Source organism: Streptomyces sp. NRRL F-5123, assembly GCF_000721495.1.
Lineage (GTDB): Bacteria > Actinomycetota > Actinomycetes > Streptomycetales > Streptomycetaceae > Actinacidiphila.
This window is the reverse complement of sequence record NZ_JOHY01000065.1, coordinates 13,695-36,259: the sequence shown is the minus strand read 5'-3', so window position 1 is coordinate 36,259 and position 22,565 is coordinate 13,695. Positions and strand designations below refer to the sequence as shown.

General features: G+C 73.3%; 20 protein-coding genes. 11 read left to right on the top strand and 9 right to left on the bottom strand.

Translation table 11 applies throughout. The features are described 5' to 3' along the window. A partial coding sequence (locus tag IH54_RS0133555) for a BACON domain-containing protein (RefSeq protein ID WP_031524292.1) occupies positions 1 to 1,544 on the bottom strand: 1,544 nt, incomplete at its 3' end. 542 nt (positions 1,545 to 2,086) lie between these two features. Between IH54_RS0133555 and radA the strand changes: the two genes are divergently transcribed. Further along, a complete protein-coding gene (radA, locus tag IH54_RS0133550; protein WP_031524290.1) occupies positions 2,087 to 3,490 on the top strand; it encodes a DNA repair protein RadA in 1,404 nt (467 codons plus the stop codon). A 185-nt stretch (positions 3,491 to 3,675) separates the two neighbouring features. Continuing rightward, the gene (gene disA / locus IH54_RS0133545) at positions 3,676 to 4,830 is read left to right on the top strand and encodes a DNA integrity scanning diadenylate cyclase DisA (protein ID WP_031524288.1); all 1,155 of its coding nucleotides are present in this window, start codon (positions 3,676 to 3,678) and stop codon (positions 4,828 to 4,830) included. A gap of 105 nt (positions 4,831 to 4,935) precedes the next feature. On the opposite strand, the gene IH54_RS0133540 is transcribed toward disA, so the two are convergent. Beyond that, positions 4,936 to 5,733 (bottom strand): hypothetical protein, encoded by a 798-nt coding sequence (locus IH54_RS0133540; protein ID WP_031524286.1) that lies wholly within the window; start codon positions 5,731 to 5,733, stop codon positions 4,936 to 4,938. Positions 5,734 to 5,929: 196 nt separating this feature from the next. Between IH54_RS0133540 and IH54_RS0133535 the strand changes: the two genes are divergently transcribed. From IH54_RS0133535 to IH54_RS0133515, 5 genes are all read left to right on the top strand, one after another. Next, positions 5,930 to 6,913 (top strand): A/G-specific adenine glycosylase, encoded by a 984-nt coding sequence (locus IH54_RS0133535; protein ID WP_078862730.1) that lies wholly within the window; start codon positions 5,930 to 5,932, stop codon positions 6,911 to 6,913. A 187-nt stretch (positions 6,914 to 7,100) separates the two neighbouring features. Then, complete coding sequence (locus IH54_RS0133530) at positions 7,101 to 7,730, top strand: SigE family RNA polymerase sigma factor (RefSeq protein WP_052398151.1); 630 nt, start codon at positions 7,101 to 7,103, stop codon at positions 7,728 to 7,730. Then, entirely contained in the window at positions 7,727 to 8,668 is a 942-nt protein-coding gene (locus tag IH54_RS42115; RefSeq protein WP_052398150.1) for a hypothetical protein, read from the top strand. The genes IH54_RS0133530 and IH54_RS42115 overlap by 4 nt, the downstream gene beginning before the upstream one ends. A 5-nt stretch (positions 8,669 to 8,673) precedes the next feature. Next, entirely contained in the window at positions 8,674 to 9,369 is a 696-nt protein-coding gene (gene cseB / locus IH54_RS0133520; protein WP_031524279.1) for a two-component system response regulator CseB, read from the top strand. Positions 9,370 to 9,483: 114 nt separating this feature from the next. After that, positions 9,484 to 10,701 carry a sensor histidine kinase gene (locus IH54_RS0133515; RefSeq protein ID WP_031524276.1) on the top strand — a complete coding sequence of 406 codons (1,218 nt, stop codon included), beginning with the start codon at positions 9,484 to 9,486 and terminating at the stop codon, positions 10,699 to 10,701. A 162-nt stretch (positions 10,702 to 10,863) separates the two neighbouring features. On the opposite strand, the gene IH54_RS0133510 is transcribed toward IH54_RS0133515, so the two are convergent. Beyond that, complete coding sequence (locus tag IH54_RS0133510; protein ID WP_031524275.1) at positions 10,864 to 11,790, bottom strand: zinc-binding dehydrogenase; 927 nt, start codon at positions 11,788 to 11,790, stop codon at positions 10,864 to 10,866. A 201-nt stretch (positions 11,791 to 11,991) separates the two neighbouring features. Here IH54_RS0133510 and IH54_RS0133505 point away from each other — a divergent pair, with 201 nt between their 5' ends. Then, the gene (locus IH54_RS0133505; RefSeq protein WP_052398153.1) at positions 11,992 to 12,438 is read left to right on the top strand and encodes an NUDIX domain-containing protein; all 447 of its coding nucleotides are present in this window, start codon (positions 11,992 to 11,994) and stop codon (positions 12,436 to 12,438) included. On the opposite strand, the gene IH54_RS0133500 is transcribed toward IH54_RS0133505, so the two are convergent. Beyond that, complete coding sequence (locus IH54_RS0133500) at positions 12,390 to 13,595, bottom strand: MFS transporter (protein ID WP_052398149.1); 1,206 nt, start codon at positions 13,593 to 13,595, stop codon at positions 12,390 to 12,392. The genes IH54_RS0133505 and IH54_RS0133500 overlap by 49 nt on opposite strands. Before the next feature lie 88 nt (positions 13,596 to 13,683). Between IH54_RS0133500 and IH54_RS0133495 the strand changes: the two genes are divergently transcribed. Continuing rightward, positions 13,684 to 14,157: a winged helix-turn-helix transcriptional regulator gene (locus tag IH54_RS0133495; protein ID WP_031524268.1), complete on the top strand. Its 474-nt coding sequence runs from the start codon at positions 13,684 to 13,686 to the stop codon at positions 14,155 to 14,157. A gap of 60 nt (positions 14,158 to 14,217) precedes the next feature. Here the strand turns inward: IH54_RS0133495 and IH54_RS0133490 are convergent, their stop codons facing one another. After that, positions 14,218 to 14,571, bottom strand: a complete 354-nt coding sequence (locus IH54_RS0133490; protein WP_031524266.1) for a hypothetical protein — start codon at positions 14,569 to 14,571, stop codon at positions 14,218 to 14,220. A 68-nt stretch (positions 14,572 to 14,639) separates the two neighbouring features. Further along, entirely contained in the window at positions 14,640 to 15,176 is a 537-nt protein-coding gene (locus IH54_RS0133485) for a PadR family transcriptional regulator (RefSeq protein WP_031524264.1), read from the bottom strand. Positions 15,177 to 15,274: 98 nt separating this feature from the next. On the opposite strand from IH54_RS0133485, the gene IH54_RS0133480 reads away from it, so the two are divergent. Next, positions 15,275 to 16,048, top strand: coding sequence for an alpha/beta fold hydrolase (locus tag IH54_RS0133480; protein WP_031524262.1), 774 nt, complete (start codon positions 15,275 to 15,277; stop codon positions 16,046 to 16,048). 156 nt (positions 16,049 to 16,204) lie between these two features. On the opposite strand, the gene IH54_RS0133475 is transcribed toward IH54_RS0133480, so the two are convergent. Then, positions 16,205 to 17,821, bottom strand: coding sequence for an MDR family MFS transporter (locus IH54_RS0133475; RefSeq protein ID WP_420711816.1), 1,617 nt, complete (start codon positions 17,819 to 17,821; stop codon positions 16,205 to 16,207). A 209-nt stretch (positions 17,822 to 18,030) separates the two neighbouring features. On the opposite strand from IH54_RS0133475, the gene IH54_RS0133470 reads away from it, so the two are divergent. Next, on the top strand, positions 18,031 to 18,657 hold the full coding sequence (locus IH54_RS0133470; protein WP_052398148.1) for a TetR/AcrR family transcriptional regulator: 627 nt from the start codon (positions 18,031 to 18,033) through the stop codon (positions 18,655 to 18,657). A gap of 61 nt (positions 18,658 to 18,718) precedes the next feature. Here IH54_RS0133470 and IH54_RS0133465 read toward each other — a convergent pair whose 3' ends face one another. Continuing rightward, the gene (locus tag IH54_RS0133465; protein ID WP_031524256.1) at positions 18,719 to 19,429 is read right to left on the bottom strand and encodes a M23 family metallopeptidase; all 711 of its coding nucleotides are present in this window, start codon (positions 19,427 to 19,429) and stop codon (positions 18,719 to 18,721) included. Between the two features lie 349 nt (positions 19,430 to 19,778). Then, positions 19,779 to 22,289, bottom strand: coding sequence for an ATP-dependent Clp protease ATP-binding subunit (locus IH54_RS0133460; protein WP_031524254.1), 2,511 nt, complete (start codon positions 22,287 to 22,289; stop codon positions 19,779 to 19,781). Positions 22,290 to 22,565 lie beyond the last annotated feature (276 nt).

Here is a 22,565-nt window from a genome sequence, read left to right as displayed (position 1 = left end):
GTCGTGGGGGGCGCGGACGTCGGGGGCGGGGCCGAGCGGCGGGGGGTGCCGTGCAGGATGACGGTGGCGTTCGCCGGGGCGAAGGCCACGCTCGCCGTCCAGCTGCCGCGCGGGGCGAGGGAGTGCACGACGGTGACGGACACGGTCGTCGACTCGCCCGGGTGCAGCACCCCGGACACCGCCGAGAGCCGCAGCCACCGCGCCGTCGTCGAGGCCGACCACCGCACGTCGCCGCCGCCGTCGGCCGTGAGTGTCACGAGGGTGCCGCCCCGGGCGGGGGCCGCGGTGACGGTGATGTGGCCCGCGCCCGCAGGGGCGGAGTCCGTCGCGGAAGGTGTGACGGTCACGGCCGTGACGTCCGCCGCGGGCGACGCGTCCGTGGGCGCGCGGGGGGCGGGGGGCGGCGCGGTGGGCCCGGGGCGGGAGGAGCCCGCCTTCTCGTACGGGAGGCCCGTGTCGGGCGCACCCGCCGCCGTACGGCCGCCGTGCGCGTCGTCGCCGAGCGGGGTCGCGCGGTACGCCGCCCACACCGCCAGGACGGGCGCGGCCACGACCGCCGCGACGACCGTCGTCGTCATCGCCCGGTGCCGCAGCTGCGCCCGCCGCGCCGCCTGGTCCCTCAGATCACGCGGGAAGCCGCGCCGGTCGAACCGCGGCGTGGCCTCGCGGCTGCGGCCGGTGCCGACCTCCATGGCGTGCAGCAGTGCCGCGCAGGACGCCGCCCGCGGCGCCTCGATGAGGGCGAGCACGGCGGTCGCGCCCCCGGCCCCGGGCCAGGGCTCGGCGGCGACCGTGCGCTCGGCCGTACGGCGGCACACCGTGCACTCGTCGACGTGCCGCACCAGCTCGTCACGCAGGGCGGGCCCGAGCAGCACCCGGTTGTCCCCGGCGAGTTGCGCGAGCGCGGCGCACCGCCCGGTGTCGACGACCGCGAGCGCCGTCCGCGTCCGCTCCACCTCGCACGCCGCCCGCGCCAGCAGCACGCGCGCCGCGTCCGTCTCCAGCCCCAGCACGGCCGCCACCTCGTGCGGCGCGAGCTGGTGCCGTACGGCCAGCTCCAGCGCCTCCCGCTGCTCGGGCGTCGTCCCGGCCGCCTCCGGCCACGCCAGCGCCGCGAGCTGGGCACCGCGCTGCGCCGCGACGTCGGCCGCCGCCCGCACCGGCGCCACCGGCTTCCCGGCGGCCAGCCGCCGCAGGCACGACCAGCGCGCGAGCGCGTACAGCCACGGTCTGCGCAGCGCCGGATCGCGCAGCCGCGCCCGTTGCCGCTCGGCGAGCGCCAGCACCTCCCCGAGCGCGCCCGAGGCGGCGTCGTGCTCGCACAGCACCGACAGGCAGTACGTGAACAGTCCGTCGAGGTACGGCTCGTAGTGCCCCGGCGGCACTATCGGCAACGTCCCCTGCGGCCGCACCGCCGCGCCCCGCGGCCGGTGCCGCGCGGCATCGCCACCGTGCGTGGACGCCGCAGCCCGCGGCCTGCGGTGTGCCCCGGTCGGGTGGCTCTGCACGGAGGGCGTGGGGGTGGAGGTCTCCTGCCTGCTCATCACCGGCTGACGGTAGGCCCGCGAACGCCTCCCCTTCAGCCGTCCCCGCCCCCGTTCCCCCTTACGGGTTGCCCATCCCCCCGTTAGGGGCCCGGGACACCCCCCGTCCGAGTGAACTCCACTGCTACGGCGTGACCTGCCCGCGCCTGGCGGCGCGGGGTGTTTCCCGCCCCACCACCTGTGCAACTGAGACGTCGGCTTTCCGCCCACCTGCGGGGGTGACCCGCCGCCGGGGGCAGGCCGCACTCCCCCGTTTTCCCCACCCCCACCGGGCGGAACGCCGCCAACGTCCCCCCGAGGGGGACGGTCCGGGGTGCCCCCGCCGCAATGCGCTTCCCAGTCCGGCACCGGCTGACGGTGAGGGTGAACGCGCATTCCGAGGAGGTGCCCCGGGGCGGCCCCCGACCCGCCCACAGGTGACACCGGCAGACTGCCGAGCACTCGCACGGCATGGGGGCACCCCCACGCGAAGCCATGGGGGAAGGGCGGGCACAACCAAGCGAAAACAACCACTGTCACACCCGCCCGCTACCGTGGGCCGCATGGCCACCCGCAAGACCGCCCCCAAGGACCGCCCCTCCTACCGCTGCACCGAATGCGGCTGGACGACAGTCAAATGGCTCGGCCGCTGCGGCGAGTGCCAGGCGTGGGGCACGGTCGAGGAGTACGGCGGCGCCCCCGCCGTACGCACCACCGCCCCCGGCAGGGTGAGCTCCCCCGCCCGCCCGATCGGCCAGGTCGACGGCCGCCAGGCCACCGCGCGCTCGACCGGCGTGCCGGAGCTGGACCGGGTGCTGGGCGGCGGGCTGGTGCCCGGCGCGGTGGTGCTGCTCGCGGGCGAGCCCGGCGTGGGGAAGTCGACGCTGCTGCTGGACGTCGCGGCGAAGGCGTCCGGCGAGCGCAGCCCGGTGCTGTACGTGACGGGCGAGGAGTCGGCCTCGCAGGTGCGGCTGCGGGCGGACCGGATCGGCGCGCTCGCCGACCACCTCTACCTCGCGGCGGAGACGGACCTGTCCGCGGTGCTGGGGCATCTGGACGACGTGAAGCCGTCGCTGCTCGTCCTGGACTCCGTCCAGACCGTCGCGTCGCCGGAGATCGACGGCGCCCCCGGCGGGGTCGCGCAGATCCGCGAGGTGGCGGGCGCGCTGATCAGGGCGTCGAAGGAGCGGGGCATGGCCACGCTGCTGGTCGGCCATGTCACGAAGGACGGCACGATCGCCGGGCCCCGGCTGCTGGAGCACCTCGTGGACGTGGTGCTGAGCTTCGAGGGTGACCGGCACGCCCGGCTGCGCCTGGTCCGCGGGGTGAAGAACCGCTACGGGGCGACGGACGAGGTCGGCTGCTTCGAGCTGCACGACGAGGGGATCACCGGGCTCGCCGACCCGTCGGGGCTGTTCCTGACCCGGCGTGACGAGCCGGTGCCGGGCACATGCCTGACGGTGACGCTGGAGGGCAAGCGCCCGCTGGTCGCGGAGGTGCAGGCGCTCACCGTGGACACCCAGATCCCGTCGCCGCGCCGTACGACGTCCGGTCTGGAGAATTCGCGGGTGTCGATGATGCTCGCGGTGCTCGAACAGCGCGGCAGGATCAAGGCGATCGGCAAGCAGGACATCTACACCGCGACGGTCGGCGGGGTGAAGCTCACCGAGCCGGCCGCCGACCTGGCGGTGGCGCTCGCGCTGGCGAGCGCGGCGATCGACACCCCGCTGCCGAAGAACGTGGTGGCGATCGGCGAGGTGGGCCTGGCCGGAGAGGTGCGCCGGGTCACCGGGGTGCAGCGGCGGCTCGCGGAGGCGGCGCGGCTGGGCTTCACGCACGCGCTGGTGCCGGCCGACCCGGGCAAGGTGCCCGCGGGGATGCGGGTCATCGAGGTGTCGGACATAGGCGAGGCCCTGCGTGTGCTGCCCGCCCGCAGGCCCCGCGGCGGCGGCAGCGGGGAGTCCTGAGCAGGAGGCCCACCCGGACCGCGGCCGCGGAAACCGGCAGCCCGGCGGCAGTCAGGGCGTGCGCCGCGGGCACGGAGGCGGTGCGCGGCGGGCCACGGCGCCCCCGGGGGCGTGGGCCGGTGATCGGCGGCGCCCGGCGCGGACGACGTAAACTCAGTCCAAACCGCACCGACCGGAGGAACGCAGTGGCAGCCAACGACCGGGCAGGCGCCGCCCCGGCCCGCAAGGCAGCGGCGGAATCCGCCGGCAGGTCCGGTGGTGGAGCGGACGGCGTCACGCTCATGCGCGCCGCGCTGAGCGCCGTCGCCCCGGGTACGGCGCTGCGCGACGGCCTGGAGCGCATCGTCCGCGGCAACACCGGCGGCCTGATCGTGCTGGGCATGGACAAGACGGTGGAGTCGCTGTGCACGGGCGGCTTCGTGCTGGACGTGGAGTTCACCGCGACGCGACTGCGCGAACTGTGCAAGCTGGACGGCGCGCTGATCCTCGACAAGGACATCACCAAGATCCTGCGGGCGGGCGTGCAGCTGGTGCCGGACCCGACGATCCCGACCGAGGAGACCGGTACCCGGCACCGCACCGCCGACCGGGTCAGCAGGCAGGTCAACTTCCCCGTGGTGTCGGTGAGCCAGTCGATGCGGCTGATCGCGCTGTACGTCGAGGGCCAGCGCCGGGTGCTGGAGGACTCCGCGGCGATCCTGTCCCGCGCGAACCAGGCGCTCGCCACGCTGGAGCGCTACAAGCTGCGGCTGGACGAGGTCGCGGGCACGCTGTCGGCCCTGGAGATCGAGGACCTGGTCACGGTCCGGGACGTCACGTCGGTGGCGCAGCGGCTGGAGATGGTCCGCCGGATCGCCACCGAGATCGCCGAGTACGTCGTGGAGTTGGGCACGGACGGGCGTCTCCTCGCCCTCCAGCTCGACGAGTTGATCGCGGGTGTCGAGCCGGAACGCGAGCTGGTCGCGCGCGACTACGTACCCGAGCCGACCGCCAAACGCAGCCGTACGGTCGCCGAGGCGCTCGCCGAGCTGGACGGCCTGCCGCAGAACGAGCTCATCGAACTGACCTCGGTGGCACGGGCGTTGGGCTACACCGGCTCCCCCGAATCGCTGGACTCCGCGGTCTCGCCCCGCGGTTACCGCCTGCTGGCGAAGGTCCCGCGGCTGCCGAACGCGGTGATAGAGCGCCTGGTCGACCATTTCGGCGGTCTCCAGAAGCTCTTGGCCGCCAGCGTCGACGACCTCCAGGCCGTCGAGGGCGTCGGCGAGGCCCGCGCCCGCTCGGTCCGCGAGGGCCTGTCGCGCCTCGCGGAGTCCTCGATCCTGGAACGCTACGTCTGAGAGACCGGGCGCGCTCGGACCCCGCCGGTTTCTGGCCGGACCTCGTCGTCGGTCACGCCGCCGGTGGTCGCAGACGCCGCGGCCGGCCGGCGCGCCGCCCGTGTCCTAGCTGGCGGACAGTGAGAACGAACGCTGCTTGACGCCGAAGCCCGGGACGGTGACCTGGGCCAGGTAGTTGCCCGGGGTGACCGAGGTGCTGCCCTTGCAGGTGGTGGAGCTGGTCCTGCCGTTCCAGCGGACGGTGTAGGCGGCGGAGCCGTGGGCGGGGACCTTGATCAGGTACGGCGACTTGCCGGCCGGGCAGTCGTCGGAGGACCACACATGGGTGTTGTCGGGGTCCTTGGTCACGTCGAGGACCGCGGAGGCCGCGCCGACGTCCAGTTTGCAGTCGGCGGCGCTGCTGTTGGTCGCCCGCAGCGTGAACACCGGGTACTGGCCCACCGGATACTGGTTCCGGTCGGCGGTGAGCGCCAACGTCACAGTGCCGGAGGTGCAGTTGGGCAGCGAGGACCCGGCGGGCACGGGTACGGCCGTGCCGCCCGGGCCGCTGCCGCCGGTGCTGCCCGCGTCCGCGCCGCCGGACGAGCCCGCCGCCGTACCGTCACCGGAACCCGCGGTGTCACCGCCCGTGTCGCCGCCCGTGTCACCGCCGGTGTCGCCCGCCGTGTCACTCGAACCGGCGGTGTCGCCCGCGGAGCTGCCGCCGCCGGTGTCGGCCGGGTCGGTGTCCCGGCCGCCCGGGCGGCCGCTGATGTGGGTGCCGGACGGGGTGGGGCCCGCGGTGATCGTGCCGACCGGGGTGTGCGAACCGGCGGGCGCGGACGTGCCCTTGCCGTCACCGCCGCCACCGCGCGTCACGGCCCACAGCACAAGCGCCGCGATCACCACCACCGCGGCGGACACGGCGACTCGCCGCCGCCAGTAGATGGACGACGGAAGAGGTCCCACGGGATTGCGCAACGAGCCCACACCCGAACTCTAGGGGAGATCACCCGTGTGCCGTCGCAACACCCGCCGCTCGGTGGCCGCTCTTTGCGGATGATCACGTTTACGTTCCCGGGCGGTCGCTGTCAGTGGCATGTGCGAGGATCGCCATGCCATGAGCACAGACCTGCACGAGACCCCCGAGCCCGCAGCAACCCCCACATCCCCGGCCGCGCCACAGCACCGCCCGAGACCCGAAGCGTCCCTTCCCGGGCTCGCGCCCGCCACCGTGGCGTCGCTGCACGAGCTGGTCGTCGACTGGTTCGACGCCCACGCCCGCGACCTGCCCTGGCGCCGTCCCGACGCGGGCGCCTGGTCCGTCATGGTCAGCGAGTTCATGCTCCAGCAGACCCCGGTCGCCCGCGTCCTCCCGGTCCACGCCGAATGGCTCGCCCGCTGGCCGCGCCCCGCCGACCTCGCCGCGGAATCCCCCGGTGAGGCCGTCCGCGCCTGGGGCCGTCTCGGCTACCCCCGCCGGGCCCTGCGCCTGCACGGTGCCGCCGCCGCGATAGCGCACCGGCACGGCGGCGAGGTCCCGCGCCAGCACTCGGAGTTGCTCGCCCTCCCCGGCGTCGGCGAATACACCGCGGCCGCGGTCGCCTCGTTCGCGTACGGGCAGCGGCACATCGTGCTCGACACCAACGTCCGGCGGGTCTTCGCCCGCGTCGTCACCGGCGTCGAGCACCCGCCCAACGCCACGACCGCCGCGGAGCGGCGCACCGCCGAGGCCCTCCTCCCCGCCGACGAGCCGACCGCCGCGCGGTGGGCGGCCGCCACGATGGAGCTCGGCGCCCTCGTCTGCACGGCCCGCTCGCCCCAGTGCGGGCGCTGCCCCGTCGCCGCCCTCTGCTCCTGGCGGCTCGCGGGAAGCCCTCCCCACGAAGGGCCTCCGCGCCGCGGCCAGACCTACGCGGGCACGGACCGCCAGGTCCGCGGCCGCCTCCTCGCCGTCCTCCGGGCCTCGCCCGGGCCCGTCCCCCAGGCCGCGCTCGACGCGGTCTGGCACGAGCCGGTCCAGCGCGCCCGCGCGCTCGACGGCCTCGTCGCCGACGGTCTCGTCGAGCCCCTCGCCAACGGCGTCTACCGCCTCCCGTCCTGAGGCGGGCCCCAGCCCCGGGGGCCCGTGCGGGCGGGCGACCAGGACAAAACCGTAACGCCCCACTTCGTCCCTCCTGTTACACAACCGATGGCTCGCCGTGCGCCCACCGTGCGCGCACGGTCGCGGAAACCTGACATCCGCTCCCTACGTTCGTCCGCAAGGACAAGCAAGGGGCGGGAGAAACACCATGGCGGCCACCAGCGCGCGCGCAAGCGCAAGCCCTGGCGCGGTACTGGACTTCGAGGAATACGTCAGGACCCGGCAGGACGCTCTCCTGCGCAGCGCCCGCCGCCTCGTCCCGGACCCGATAGACGCGCAGGACCTCGTCCAGACCGCCCTCGTCCGTACCTTCCCCCGCTGGGACACCATCGCCGACAAGACACTCGCCGACGCGTACATGCGCCGGGTCATGATCAACACCCGCACGGAGTGGTGGCGCAGCCGCAAGCTGGACGAGGTGCCCACCGGGGAGCTGCCGGAGTCCGTCGTGGACGACGGGGCCGAGCAGCGCGCGGACCGTGAGATGCTGCTGGGCGCCATCGCCGGGCTCGCGCCCAAGCAGCGCCAGGTCGTCATGCTGCGGCATTACGGGCAGCTCTCGACCGAGGAGACGGCCCGCGTGCTGGGCCTGTCGATCGGCACGGTCAAGAGCACGCTGCACCGGGCGCTGGCCCGGCTGCGGGACCACCTGGAGGACAGCGGCTACGGCTACCGGCGCCGGCCACGCCCGGCGACGGGGGCGACCGCGGGGAAGGCGGCGGGAGCCGCGGCGAGGCCGGAGGCGGAGGAGTTGACGGAGGCGATGTGCGTCGCGTGAGACACGCGAGTTCCGCGACCGCGGCGATGGGCGCGCTGACCGGCGCGTGCGTCGTGCTGGCCGGCTGCGGTGCGGCGGGGACGGGGGCCCGTAACGAGGGCCCGGCGCCCTCGCCGAGCACCCGCGCGGTGTCCACGCAGAGCGCACCGCCCCTCGCGCTGGACAAGCGCGCGCTGGCCACGATGGTCCGCCGGGACAGCAGCGTGAGCCGGGACGTGCGGGAGGACCTGGTGCCGTGCGGCACCGCGTTCTCGGCCCGCAGGCGCGCGTCGGGCGCGGCGTCCGGCGCCCACGCCGGCAGCGGAAGCGGCACCGGCACCGGCACCGGCACCGGCACTGAAACGGATCCCCCCGCCCCCGCCGAAACCGCGGCCCCCGCCCGCGACGGCACACCCCCCACCACGCCCCCCGCCGAGCCCCGCAGCGGCGACCCGGACGACTACCCCGTGAGCATCGACTCCGGAAACCTCACCGCCGGGGACGGCCCCGACCTCGTGGTCAACGTCACGACCTGCGGGAACGGCCTGGGAGTGGCCGCGTACGTCTACCGTATGGTGAAGGGGAAATACCAGAACGTCTTCGCCGACGAGCGGCCACCGGTCTACGGCAGCGTCGAGGGCGGGCAACTGGAGATCACGCACGAGGTGTACGAGATGAACGACCCGATGTCGTCGCCGGTCGGGCAGGAGTCGGTGACGTACGCGTGGCGCGGCGGCCGCTTCGTCCAGGTCGCGCGCGAATACGCGGACTTCGGGTCGAAGATGCCGACCGTCGTACCCGAGCCGACCTCGACCGATCCCGCACCGCAGCCCGACTCCGACCCGCTCGACCCCGGCCTGCCCAGCGCGACCGCCTCGCAGGCCGCGCCCTCCGCGCAGCCCACCGACACCGTCACGGCGCCCGCCTCGGTGCCGCCGCCGACCGCGGCGGGCGAGTAGCCCGGATGCTCCACCCCAACGGCCCGCACGTCCTGTTCGTCGAGGACGACGACGTGATCCGCGAGGCCACCACGCTCGCCCTGGAGCGCGACGGCTTCCAGGTCACCGCGGCACCCGACGGCCTCGCGGGCCTGGACGCCTTCCGCGCCCGGCGTCCGGACCTCGCGCTGCTCGACGTCATGCTGGCGGGCCTGGACGGGGTCAGCCTGTGCCGGCAGATCCGGGACGAGTCGACCGTGCCGATCATCATGGTGTCCGCGCGGGCCGAGGCGATCGACGTCGTGCTGGGCCTGGAGGCGGGCGCCGACGACTACGTGACCAAGCCCTTCGACGGCGCCGTGCTCGTCGCCCGGATCCGCGCGGTGCTGCGCCGCTTCCGCGCCGCCGCCTCGGACGACCCGCCGCCCGACCCGGGCGCGCTGCTGTCCTTCGGGGACATCGCGATCGACCCGGAGGGCCTGGAGGTCACGCGGGAGGGCGAGCGCATCGCCCTGACCCCGACCGAGCTGCGGCTGCTGCTGGAGTTCGCGGCCGCGCCCGGCACCGTACTGTCGCGGGACCGGCTGCTGGCGCGGGTGTGGGATTACGAGTGGGGCGGCGACACGCGCGTCGTCGACGTGCATGTGCAGAGGCTGCGGGCGAAGGTCGGGCAGGACCGGATCGAGACCGTGCGCGGCTTCGGCTACAAGCTGCGGGCCTGAGGCGCGCCCGCCGTGTCGCGCCCCTCCCGTTCTCCTTCCGCCCGCCGGCCGGTGCGCACGCCGGTGCGCCGGTGCCGGGCGCTGGCCCGGCGGGTGCGCCGCCGGCTGCCCGGGATGACGCTGCGGTGGAAGCTGAGCGCGGCCATCGCGCTGGTGTCGGCGCTGGTCGTGGTCGCGCTGAGCCTGGTCGTGCACAACGCGGCGCGGGTCAGCATGATCAACAGCGCCCGGGACGTGCAGGACGAGCGCGTGCAGTCCGCGCTGCGGATCTACGAGACGACGGGCCGGCTCGTCTTCTACGCCACGATCGACGACCCCGACCTGCCGCCGGAGCTGCGCACGTACGCGGACGACGGCCAGCGCGCCACGTACGTCCAGCGGACCCGGCGGGGCTTGCGGGTGTGGGCGGCGACGCCCGCCGGGAGCGGCCAGGTGCTGTCGCTCAAGACCGGTGTCACCGACCGGTATTCGGTGCTCACCGATCTGGACCGCACGCTCGTCCTCGGGTCGGTGGCGGTCGTGCTGTGCGGGACGGCGATCGGCGTGTTCGTCGGCGGCCGCATGTCGCGGCGGCTGCGGCGGGCGGCGCTCGCGGCCCGCAAGGCCGCGGACGGCGACACCGAGGTGCGGGTGCGGGAGGCCATCGGCGGCGGGGGGCGGGACGAGACCGACGAACTCGCCCGCGCCGTCGATGCGATGGCCGACGCGCTGCAGCGGCGGCTGGAGGCCGAGCGGCGGGTGACCGCGGACATCGCGCACGAACTGCGCACCCCGCTCACGGGGTTGGTCACCGCCGCCGAACTCCTCCCGGCAGGACGGCCGTCGGAGCTGGTACGGGACCGGGTGCACGCGCTGCGCACGCTCGTCGAGGACGTGCTGGAGGTCGCGCGGCTGGACGGCGCGGCCGAGCGGGCGGACCTCCAGGAGGTCGCGCTGGGCGAGTTCGTCCGCCGCCGGGTGCCGGTGCTCGCGCCCGGGGTGGGCGTCACGGTCGTGGCGGACGCGGTCGTCCAGACCGACCCGCGGCGGCTCGAACGCGTCCTCGGCAACCTGCTCGCGAACGCCGCGCGGCACGGCTCGGCGCCTGTCGACGTCCTGGTCGACGGCCCCTTCGTGCGCGTCCGCGACCACGGCCCCGGCTTCCCGCCCGACCTCCTCCGCGACGGCCCCAGCCGCTTCCGCACCGGCTCCACCGACCGCTCCGGCGGCCACGGCCTCGGCCTGACGATAGCCACCGGCCAGGCCCGCGTCCTCGGCGCCCGCCTCACCTTCCGCAACGCCCCGGCCTCGGCGGGCGGCGGGGCGGTGGCGCAACTGCTGCTGCCGCGCTGAGGGTTGGGGCCGTGCCGCCGGTCACTCCCCCGCCGTCACGCGCGGTGGCGCAACTCCTGCTGCCGCGCCGAGGGCCGGGGCCGCACCGCCGATCACTCCCCGCCGACACGTGCGGTGGCGAAACTCCTGCTGCCGCGCCGAGGGTTGGGGCCGCGCCGCCGATCACTCCCCCGCCGTCACGTCCAGCACCGCCTTGCCCGCGACGCGGCGGCCGAGCAGGGCATCGGCGGCCTCCCGCACCCGCTCCCAGGGGCCGCGCCAGCCGATCTGGGGGTCGAGGCGGCCGTCCGCCAGCAGGGCGGTGAGGTGGGCGAGGTCGGGGCCGAAGCCGGTGTCCGGGGTGCCGACCATGAAGACCTCCACGCGTTTGCCGCCGCCCGCGCGCCGCGCCGACTCCAGGTCCAGGGTGGAGGGTTGACCCGACGCGGCCCCGATGCTCTGGAGGCTGCCGCCGGGTTCCAGCAGCGCGAAGGCCTCACCGAGGAGCGCGCCTCCGACGTTCTCCAGCACGCCGAAGACGGGCGCGGTCACGTCGGGGAGGTCGGCGACGACTTCGCGCGCGCCCAATTCCCGCAGTCCGGCGCCGCGTTCCGGACTGCCCACGGCGGCGACGACGTACGCGCCCGCGAGCGCGGCCAGTTGGACGGCGAAGCGCCCGACCCCGCCGGAAGCTCCCGTCACCAGGACCCGCCGCCCGACCACGGGCCCCAACTGCCGCAGCGCGCGCAGCGCCGTGACCCCCGCCGCCGGGAGCGCGGCGGCCTCCGCGAAGCCGACGCCGTCCGGGAGGACGGCGAGGTGCTCGGTGTCCGCCGCCCGCACCTCGGCCCAGGCGCCGCGGCCCCAGCCGAACGTCACGACGCGGGCGCCTGCTTGGGGCCCCGAGCCGTCCGCGGCGGCCCGTCGTACGACCCCCGCGGCGTCCAGGCCCAGCACGGTGCCGGGCGGGGTGGCGGGGTCGAGGTGGGCGACGTCCGTGAAGTTGAGGGACACCGCCCGGACGTCGACGAGCGCCTGCCCGTCCCCCGGCACCGGCTCCGGCGCCGCCCCCAGCGTGATGCCCTGGCCGTCGTACACCACCGCGCGCATGGCACTCCCCTTCGCCGTGACGGGCCCGCGGATCCGGGCCCGTCCCGTCATCCTCGGGCGGCCTCTCGCGGCGGTCCAATACCTGCTGTCATAGCCATGAGCTATGAACGGAGAAGCCCGCACCCGCCTGGTGACCCGCATCCTCCCGGAGGCCCCGTGACCGCCCCCCGCCCCGCCCCGCTCCCGCCCGCGCTGTCCGCGATGACCCTGCTCGCGGCGGCCGTCATCGTCCACGACCGTGCGGCGGACCGCGTCCTGCTCATCCGCCGCGGCGACCACGCGAAGTTCGCGCCGGGCCACTGGGACCTCCCCTGCGGCAAGTCCGACCCCGGCGAGCCCGTCACGACCACCGCGGTCCGCGAACTCCACGAGGAGACGGGCCTGGTGGCCGCTCCCGAGTCCCTCCGCCTGGCCCACGTCATCCACGGCGCGTGGGGCGTCGAGTCCCCCAACGGCTTCGTGACGGTCGTCTTCTCGACCACCGCCTGGTCCGGCACCGCGGAGAACCGCGAGCCCGCCAAGCACTCCACGGTCACCTGGACCCCGGTGACCGCCCTCCCCACCCCCTTCGTCCCCTCCTCCTCCACCGCCCTGACCTCCTACCTGGCGTCCTCTCCCCCGTCCCTCACGATCCGCGGCTGGGACTGACGGAGCCCGCCGATCGCCCACACGGCCGGCGCGCAGGTCGCGAAGGCGGCCCCGAGGAGGCTGGATCCCGCCCAGCCGTGGGCGCCGTAGACGGTGGTGGTCGCGGCGGCGCCGAGGGCGGAGCCGAGCGCGTAGAAGACCATGTATGCGCCGATGACGCCGCTGAGGCGGTCCGGGTGCGCGGCGGTGAGCAGGTGCTGGTTGCTCACGTGCACGGCCTGCACGGCGAAGTCGAGCAGCACGATCCCCGCGGCGAGCGGCCACAGCGACGACGGCAGCCGCGCGATCGCCGCCCAGGAGGCGATGAGCAGCGCGAGTGCGAGCCCGGTGACGGGCGTTGCGCGCCCGGCGTCGGCCCACCGTCCCGCGCGGGCCGCGCCGAGCGCACCCGCGAGGCCGAGGACGCCGAACAGGCCGATCCGGCTCTCGCCCAGGTGCCAGGGGGCGTCCGCGAGCGGCAGCGACAGCCCGCTCCACAGCGTGCCGAACGAGGCGAAGACGAAGAACGCGATGAGCCCGCGGGTCAGGAAGAGCCGCTGCGTGAACAGCCCGCCGAGCGCGGCGACCGCGCCCGCGTAGCCCGCGTAGTCCGTGGCACGGCGGGACCGGTGCTCGGCGGGCAGGCAGCCGAGGACGAGGCCCGCGAGCCCCAGCGACAGCGCCGCGAGCACGGCGTAGACGCTCCGCCAGCTCCAGACCTGGGCGAGCACGCCCGCGACGACGCGCGCGCCCAGGATGCCGACGACGACGCCCGAGGTCACGACGCCGATGGTCCGGCCGCGTTCGGCGGGAGGCGAGAGGGACGCGGCGTAGGCGACCGTCGTCTGCACCACGACCGCGAACGTCCCGGCCGTCGCGAGCCCGGCGAACGCCGCCCACGCGGCGGGCGCCGCGGCCGTGAGGACCGCGCCCGCCGCGGTGGCGGCCAGGTGCACGGCGATCAGCCGGCGCCGGTCGGCCACGACATCGCCGAGCGGCACGAGCAGCACGAGTCCGGCCAGGTAGCCGAACTGGCCGACCGCGACGATCCAGCCGGTGCGGCCCGCCGGTACGCCGAGGTCGCGCCCCATCGGCCCGAGGACCGGCTGTGCGGCGTAGACGGCGGCCACGGCCACGCCGCACACCGTCGCGAGCAGCAGGCGCCGCCATGTGGTCATCGCCCCCGCACCCCCTATCGGTAGCAAATTGAAACCGATTGGACGGTACGGCATGATGGTTTTGATCCGCAACTCATTGGGAGGTGTCATGAACGGCGACGACGGCGCGCCCGCCGCGCTCCCCGACCGGCCCGAGGTCGACTGGACCGACCCGGAATGCCCCGTCGCCCGCACGCTCGACCTGGTCGGCGACCGGTGGAGCCTGCTCGTCATCCGCGACGCGATGGACGGGGCCCGGGCGTTCACCGAGTTCCAGCGCCGCACCGGCATCGCCCGCAACATCCTCGCCGACCGCCTCCGCAAGCTCACCGCCCACGGGCTCCTGACCCAGCGCACCGCGTCGTCCGGCCGCCGCCAGGAGTACGTCCTCACCGACGCGGGCCGGGCCCTCTTCCCCGTCATCCTCACCCTGCGCCAGTGGGGCGAACACCACGCCTTCGCCCCCGGCGAACCCCGCTCCGCCCTGGTCGACGCCGACGGCACCCCCGTCCCCGCCTTCACCCCCACGACCGGGGACGGGACAGACCTCACCGCCGAGACCACCCACGTACGCAGACCCTGAGGCCCCCGCAGGACGAAGGCACGCAAAGGCGGCAACCCCCAGGGGCGTGACAACGCCCCCTCAGTGGAATTCGTGCACCACCTGGATCTCGCCCACGATGTGCGCGTTGAAGTCGTCCAGCTCCTCCGCCGGGACCCACAGCTCCAGAATCGTCCGGCCTCCCGCCTGCTGGACGGGGTAGCGGGTGAGGAAATCCGACGCGACCTCGAAGCGGGTGACGTAACCCGCGCCGTCGTGCTTGACGTTCCAGTCGCGGGCGATCGTGATCGCGTACTCCTCGTTCAGCACGGGGTAGAAGATCGGCTGCTCGGGGAGGCGGGGCGGCCAGGCGCGCCAGGCCAGGGCGCGGACGAGGTCGAGTTCGGCCGGGCCCGTGGGGCGCCAGAGGGTCGTGGTCGCGGGGGTGGCGGTCATCAGGGGTGCTTTCGAGGGGGGCCGGGGCATCCGCACCGTAGCCGTTCGCCGGGTGGGCGGGCCAGGCGTTATCGGGGGGACGCCGCGTCCAGGGACTCCAGCGTCTCGTGGAGCCACGCCAGTTCGGCCTTGGTCGTCGCTCGGGCGATGAGGAGGACGCCGCGGCGGAAGGGGTCGGGCATGTCCTCGGCGCGCTGGGGGCCCGAAGCGTCGTGGAAGAAGCTCGACGGGGTTTCGAGGAAGGCGAGGCGGCGGCGGAGGACGGCGGCCTGGGCCGCGGGGTCGGGGAGGTGGCGGAGGAAGGCCAGGACGGTGAACCAGCGGTTCTCGTTGGTGATGTCGCCCTCCGCGGGCTCCGCCAGGCGGCGGAAGAGGTCCGCCCGGCCCTCGTCGGTGAGGCTCAGGACGTGGCGGGGGGCCGCCGCCGCTCCGGGCTGGGGGGTGCGGCTCAGCAGACCTGCCTGCTCCAGCCGCTTGATCGCCGGGTAGAGCGTGCTCTCCGCCACCGGCTTGACGTGGCCGCTCAGCGCGGCGATCCGGCGCCGCAGGTCGTAGCCGTGCAGCGGCTCCTCGTGGAGGAAGCCGAGGATCGCGAGTTCCAGCATCGGGCCATTGTCCCCCACGGAGAGGTAACTCGACAGCGACATACATCGTTGACGATGTATGGTGAGCGACGCGAACACGCGAGCGAAGGAGCAGGCACATGCGTCAGACACGCTTCGGCACCGGCGGCGCCCACATCCGGTGGACGGAGACCCCGGGGCAGCGGGAGGGGCACGGGCCCGCGCGGGTCCACGTGCACGGGCTCGGCGCCTCCTCGGGCGCCTACACCGCGCACCTCAGCGCCGACCCGCTGCTCGCCGGGCGTCGCACCCTCTTCGTCGACCTGCCGGGCTTCGGGCTCAGCGACCGGCCCGCCGACTTCGGCTACTCCCTGGAGGACCACGCGGACGCGCTCGCGTGCGTGCTGGACGCGGCGGGCGTGCGGGGCGCGGAGATCGTCGGGCACAGCATGGGCGGCGCGGTCGCGATCGTGCTGGCCTACCGCAGGCCGGAGCTGGTCTCCCGGCTGGTGCTCGCGGAGGCGAACCTCGACCCCGCCCCGCCGGAGGCCACGGAGGACAGCAGCGCGATCGCGAGCTGGACGGAGGAGGAGTTCGTGCACGGCGGCGGCTTCGCGGCCACGCTGGAGCGCGTCGGCTGGCTCTGGGCGGCCACCATGCGCACCTCGGACCCGCTCGCGCTGCACCGCACCGCCACCGCCCTGGTCCGCGGCACGGAGCCGACGATGCGCAAGATGCTCGAATCCCTGACGGCCGTCCCCCGCACCTACCTGGTGGGCGAGCGCTCCGGCGAGGAGTGGGTGGACCGGCCGGGCTTGGAGGCCGCGGGCGTGGAGGTCGTGAGCGTCCCGGAGGCCGGGCACTGCGTCATGTTCGACAACCCGGCCGCGTACGCCCGCGCCATCGCCGGCTGACCCTGGCCCTCAGGCGTCGCCGGACGAAGCCGTACGCCGCCGGGCGGCGCCGCCTTCACCGCCCGGTAGGCCCCCGGACAGGGAAGAGCCCCCGCCCGCCGGGAAGGCGGACGGGGGCTCGTACCCGTTGACGGGGGCTCATGCCCGTAAGAGAACTCAGAGCGCGTCGGCCAGCAGCGGCTCGTCCTCCGGCTCGGAGGCGGCCGCCGGCTTGGCGCCCGGCCCGCCGCGCAGCGGGGTCTCGACCAGGAACCAGGCGGCCACGAAGCCGAGGACGCTCACGATCGCGCCCCACAGGAAGACCGTGTGCGTACCGGACGACACCGCGTGGAAGTACGCGTCCTTCAGGTCCGCCGGGAACTTCGCGATCGTCGCCGGGTCCAGCTGGGCCCCGCCCTTCATCGCCGCCGCACCGCCCGGCGCGGACTCCATGGAGTGCTGCACCTTGTGCGAGAAGAGCGCGCCGAAGAGGGAGACGCCGAAGGAGCCGCCGATCGTGCGGAAGAGGGTCGCCGACGACGAGCCGACGCCGATGTCCCGCATCTCCACGCTGTTCTGCGCGATCAGCATGGTGATCTGCATGATGAAGCCCATGCCCGCGCCGAGCACCGCCATGTACAGGCCGGACGTGAAGCGCGTGGTGTGGACGCCCATCGTGGACAGCAGCACCAGGCCGACGGTGATGAGCCCGCCGCCGACGATCGGGAAGATCTTGTAGCGGCCGGTCGACGTCGTGACGCGGCCGGCGACCATCGAGACGGCCATCATCGCGAGCAGCATCGGGAGCAGCAGCAGGCCGGAGTTGGTCGCGGACGCGCCCTGCACGGTCTGCTGGTACAGCGGCAGGAAGGTCATCGCGCCGAACATCGTGAAGCCGACGAGGAAGCCGACCACGGAGATGAGCGAGAAGTTCGCGTTGCGGAAGATCCGCAACGGCATGATCGGCTCGGGGGCGCGGGTCTGGGACCAGACGAAGGCCGCGAGCGTGGCCAGGCCGATCACCAGCAGGCCGATGATCTGGACGGAGCCCCAGGCGTACTCGGTACCGCCCCAGGTGGTCAGCAGCACCAGCGAGGTGATGGAGACCGTCAGCAGCGCGCCGCCGAGGTAGTCGATCCGGCCCTGGCTGCGCTTCTTCGGCAGGTGCAGCACCGTCGTGACGACGGCGAGGGCGACCGCGCCGATCGGCAGGTTGATGTAGAAGCTCCAGCGCCATCCCCAGTTGTCGGTGATGGAGCCGCCGACGAGCGGGCCGCCGATCATGGCGATGGCCATGACGCCGGCGATCATGCCCTGGTACTTGCCGCGCTCCCGCGGCGGTATCAGCTCGCCGATGATGGCCATGACGCCGACCATCAGACCGCCCGCGCCCAGGCCCTGGAAAGCCCGGAAGGCGATCAGCTGGTCCATCGACTGGGCGGCGCCGGAGGCGGCCGAGCCGATCAGGAACAGCACGATCGAGGTCAGGAAGATGCCCTTGCGGCCGTACATGTCGCCGAGCTTGCCCCAGATGGGGGTGGAGGCGGCCGTGGCCAGGGTGTAGGCCGTGACGACCCACGCGAGATGGTCGAGGCCGCCGAGCTCGCCGACGATCGTCGGCATCGCGGTGCCGACAATCATGTTGTCGAGCATCGCCAGCAGCATCGCGATCAGCAGGCCGCCCATCACCACGCGCACACTGCGCTGGCGGGGCCCGCTCTCCTTGCCGTCCGCTCCGGCACCTGCGGGCAGCGGCCCGGATGCGGAGGGTGTGGCGGATTCGGTCTGGGACATGACCGGTGGTTTCTCCCCCATGACGAGGGCGGTGGTTCAGCGGTACTTACTTGCCGCCCGGCTAGCACATTGTCGTATGAGCACGGTACGGTCTTACTAGCCGGGCGTCAAGTAAGTGCGTAGCCTCGGAGTCAGGCCCTACCGTGAGGGCCTTTCGAGCCCGTCCCCCTCCCGTCGGAGGGTCACACAGCAGGAGAGCGACGGTCCCCATGGGCACACCGCAGCAGGAGCAGCACGCCCACGCGCCCACGCACGCCCATGCGCACCAGCGCCGGGGCGACACCCGGGGGCGCATCCAGCAGATCGCGCTGGAACTGTTCGCCGAGCAGGGCTACGAGAAGACCTCGCTGCGGGAGATCGCCGAACGCCTCGACGTCACGAAGGCGGCGCTCTACTACCACTTCAAGACCAAAGAAGACATCATCACCAGCATCGCCGAGGACCTGGCGCGGCCCGTCGAGGAGCTCGTGGCCTGGGCGGAGGGACAGCCGCGCACGCTGGCCACCAAGCAGGAGCTGCTGCGCCGCTACAGCGACATCCTGTGGAAGTCCTTCAGCTTCTTCCGCTTCATCCAGGAGAACCAGGCCACCGTCCGGGACCTGAACATCGGCGAGCGGATGAAGACCAGCATGTCCGCGCTCGGCGGCGTGCTCAAGGACCCGGGCGCGCCGCTGCCGTCGCAGGTGCGCAGCGTCACCGCGCTGTTCTCGATGCACGCGGGGATGTTCGTGATGCAGAACGTCGAGGGCGACCCCGAGGAGAAGCGCGCGGCCATCCTCGAGGTCGCCCTCGATCTCGTCGCCCAGGCGGAGACGGGCAGCACTCTTACGAGCTGACCCGCCCCGCGCCCGGCTGACGCGTGTCGGCGTTCTTTCACGCCGCAGGTGTCGTCCCGGATCAGACGTTCACGCCGTGGGTCCGCAGGAAGTGCAGCGGCTCGACGGCGGAGCCGTAGATCGGGGTCGTACGGACCTCGAAGTGCAGGTGCGGGCCGGTCGAGTTGCCGGTGGAGCCGGACTTGCCGATCTCCTCGCCGGTGACGACCTTCTCGCCCACGTGCACGCCGATCTTCGACAGGTGGCCGTACTGGGTGTACAGGTGCGAGCCGTGCTTGATCACGATGTTGTTGCCGTAGGCGCCGCCCCAGCCGGCCGTCACGACGGTGCCGGTGTGCGCGGCCCGGACGGAGGTACCGGACGGCACGACGAAGTCCTGGCCGGAGTGCTTGTGCGCCCAGTGCGGGCCGGCCTTGGCGAAGCCCGCGCCGATCGTGAACTTCTCGGTCGGGGTCATCCAGCCGGCGATCCGCTTCGCGCGGTCGGCGGCGGCCTTCACGGCCGCGCTCTTCTTGGCCGCGGCGTCGGCCTTGGCCTTCGCCGTCGCCTGGGCGGCGGCGTCCTTCTGCGCCGTCGCCTGCTTCTGCAGGACGTCCGCGGCGGAGGTGGCACTCGCGGCGGCCGGAGCCGGCGCCGCCTCGTGCGCGCCGCCGGCGGCGAACGCTGCGGTCGAGCCCAGCGCGAGCGCCGCGAGCAGCCCGCCGGTCACCACGGCCACACGGCCACGGGTCACGGTGGCAGCGCGGTTCTTCATCGTCGAGTTCTTACGCATGCAGGGAAATCCTCACGGGGTGGGGGTTGCGACGAGCCGGGGTCAGCCCGTGCTCCACCTTGGTAACCCGCACCGAACCGGCGGGGCAAACACCCCACCTCCTACCGAGCGTCGTAAAACGGACAAATAGCCGCACTTTCCCCCCAGGGTTGGCGGCAAGACCTACTAAGCCCCTTCGTACGTAATCCAGGTCACGTGGGTCAGCTCACCGCACGGCCCGCTTTCCCGGCACGGAAAGGGAGGGGCCCGGCTCGGAAAAGGAGCGGCCCGGGCACGGAGAAAGCCCCGGTCCGGGACCTTGTGCAAAGGTCCCGGACCGGGGCTTCGGGCCCCCGGAGGGGCGGGAGGGCTAGCCCTCCTTGGACAGGTTCGGCGTCTCGACGGGCGGGGCGTCGGCCACCGTCACCTTCTCCTCGCCGCGGAAGGTGAACTTGGCGGCGTCACCCTCGCCCTCGACCTCGACGACCACGATGTGGCCGGGGCGCAGCTCGCCGAAGAGGATCTTCTCCGACAGCGTGTCCTCGATCTCCCGCTGGATCGTCCGGCGCAGCGGCCGGGCGCCCATCACCGGGTCGTAGCCGTGCTTGGAGAGCAGTTCCTTGGCCTCCAGGCTGAGCTCGATGCCCATGTCGCGGTCGCGCAGCCGCTCGTCCACCGCGCCGATCATCAGGTCGACGATCTGCAGGATGTCGTCCTGGCTGAGCTGCGGGAAGACGATGACGTCGTCCACACGGTTGAGGAACTCGGGGCGGAAGTGCTGCTTGAGCTCGTCGCTGACCTTGTTCTTCATCCGCTCGTAGCCGGTCTTCGTGTCGCCCTGGGCGGCGAAGCCCAGGTTGAAGCCCTTGGAGATGTCGCGGGTGCCGAGGTTGGTGGTCATGATGATCACCGTGTTCTTGAAGTCGACGACCCGGCCCTGGGAGTCGGTCAGGCGGCCGTCCTCCAGGATCTGCAGCAGGCTGTTGAAGATGTCCGGGTGCGCCTTCTCTACCTCGTCGAAGAGGACCACGGAGAACGGCTTGCGGCGCACCTTCTCGGTGAGCTGGCCGCCCTCCTCGTAGCCGACGTATCCGGGCGGGGAGCCGAACAGCCGGGAGACGGTGTGCTTCTCGCTGAACTCCGACATGTCGAGGGAGATCAGCGCGTCCTCGTCGCCGAACAGGAACTCGGCGAGCGCCTTGGACAGCTCGGTCTTACCGACACCGGACGGGCCGGCGAAGATGAACGAGCCACCGGGGCGCTTGGGGTCCTTGAGCCCGGCGCGGGTGCGGCGGATCGCCTTCGAGAGCGCCTTGACGGCGTCCTTCTGGCCGATGATCCGCTTGTGCAGCTCGTCCTCCATGTGCAGCAGCCGGGAGGACTCCTCCTCGGTCAGCTTGAAGACCGGGATGCCGGTGGCGGTGGCGAGGACCTCGGCGATCAGGTCGCCGTCGACCTCGGCGACGACGTCCATGTCGCCGGCCTTCCACTCCTTCTCCCGCTTGGCCTTCGCGGCGAGCAGCTGCTTCTCGTTGTCCCGCAGGGACGCGGCCTTCTCGAAGTCCTGCGAGTCGATCGCGGACTCCTTCTCCCGGCGCACGTCGGCGATCTTCTCGTCGAACTCGCGCAGGTCCGGCGGCGCGGTCATGCGGCGGATGCGCATCCGGGAGCCGGCCTCGTCGATCAGGTCGATCGCCTTGTCCGGCAGGAAGCGGTCCGAGATGTAGCGGTCGGCCAGGGTCGCGGCGGCGACCAGGGCCTCGTCGGTGATCGACACGCGGTGGTGCGCCTCGTACCGGTCGCGCAGACCCTTGAGGATCTCGATGGTGTGCGGCAGCGACGGCTCCGCGACCTGGATGGGCTGGAAGCGGCGCTCGAGGGCCGCGTCCTTCTCCAGGTACTTGCGGTACTCGTCCAGCGTGGTCGCGCCGATCGTCTGCAGCTCGCCGCGGGCCAGCATCGGCTTGAGGATCGAGGCCGCGTCGATCGCGCCCTCGGCCGCGCCGGCGCCGACCAGGGTGTGCAGCTCGTCGATGAACAGGATGATGTCGCCGCGGGTGCGGATCTCCTTGAGCACCTTCTTCAGGCGCTCCTCGAAGTCACCGCGGTAACGGGAGCCGGCGACCAGGGCGCCCAGGTCCAGCGTGTAGAGCTGCTTGTCCTTCAGCGTCTCCGGGACCTCGCCCTTGACGATCGCCTGGGCCAGGCCCTCGACGACCGCGGTCTTGCCGACACCGGGCTCGCCGATGAGCACCGGGTTGTTCTTGGTACGGCGGGACAGCACCTGCATGACCCGCTCGATTTCCTTCTCGCGCCCGATGACCGGGTCGAGCTTTGTCTCTCTTGCGGCCTGGGTCAGGTTGCGGCCGAACTGGTCCAGGACGAGCGAGGTCGAGGGGGTCCCCTCGGCCGGCCCGCCGGCCGTGGCCGACTCCTTGCCCGTGGAGTAACCGGAGAGCAGCTGGATGACCTGCTGCCGCACCCGATTCAGATCGGCGCCCAGCTTCACCAGGACCTGGGCGGCGACGCCCTCGCCCTCGCGGATCAGGCCGAGCAGGATGTGCTCGGTGCCGATGTAGTTGTGACCCAGCTGAAGAGCCTCGCGGAGCGACAGCTCCAGGACCTTCTTGGCCCGGGGAGTGAAGGGGATGTGGCCGGACGGGGCCTGCTGCCCCTGTCCGATGATCTCCTCCACCTGCTGGCGGACCGCCTCAAGAGAAATCCCGAGGCTCTCCAGGGCCTTAGCGGCGACACCCTCACCCTCGTGGATCAGGCCCAGGAGGATGTGCTCGGTGCCGATGTAGTTGTGGTTGAGCATCCGGGCTTCTTCCTGAGCCAGGACGACAACCCGCCGCGCGCGGTCGGTGAACCTCTCGAACATCGTTAATCGCTCCTCAGAGCGGTAGGGCAGTGAGGGGTCGGTCCCCTCCCTGTCCTTCCGCATGCTAGTCCCGCACAGCGGCGCCGCTCACGTATCGACCCCCGCTGCGACGGGGAAAGCTGCGCTACCGGCTGACGTCACTCCCACAACCTCGATGGTGCGAGACGATGTTCCCGCAGGCCAGGCGAATACCTCTTTCTCTAATACGCCCGTGGCGAACGCCTGCCCCGCCTGTCGCGGCACCATCCCTTCCCACTAGGTACTTCTTACCCTGCG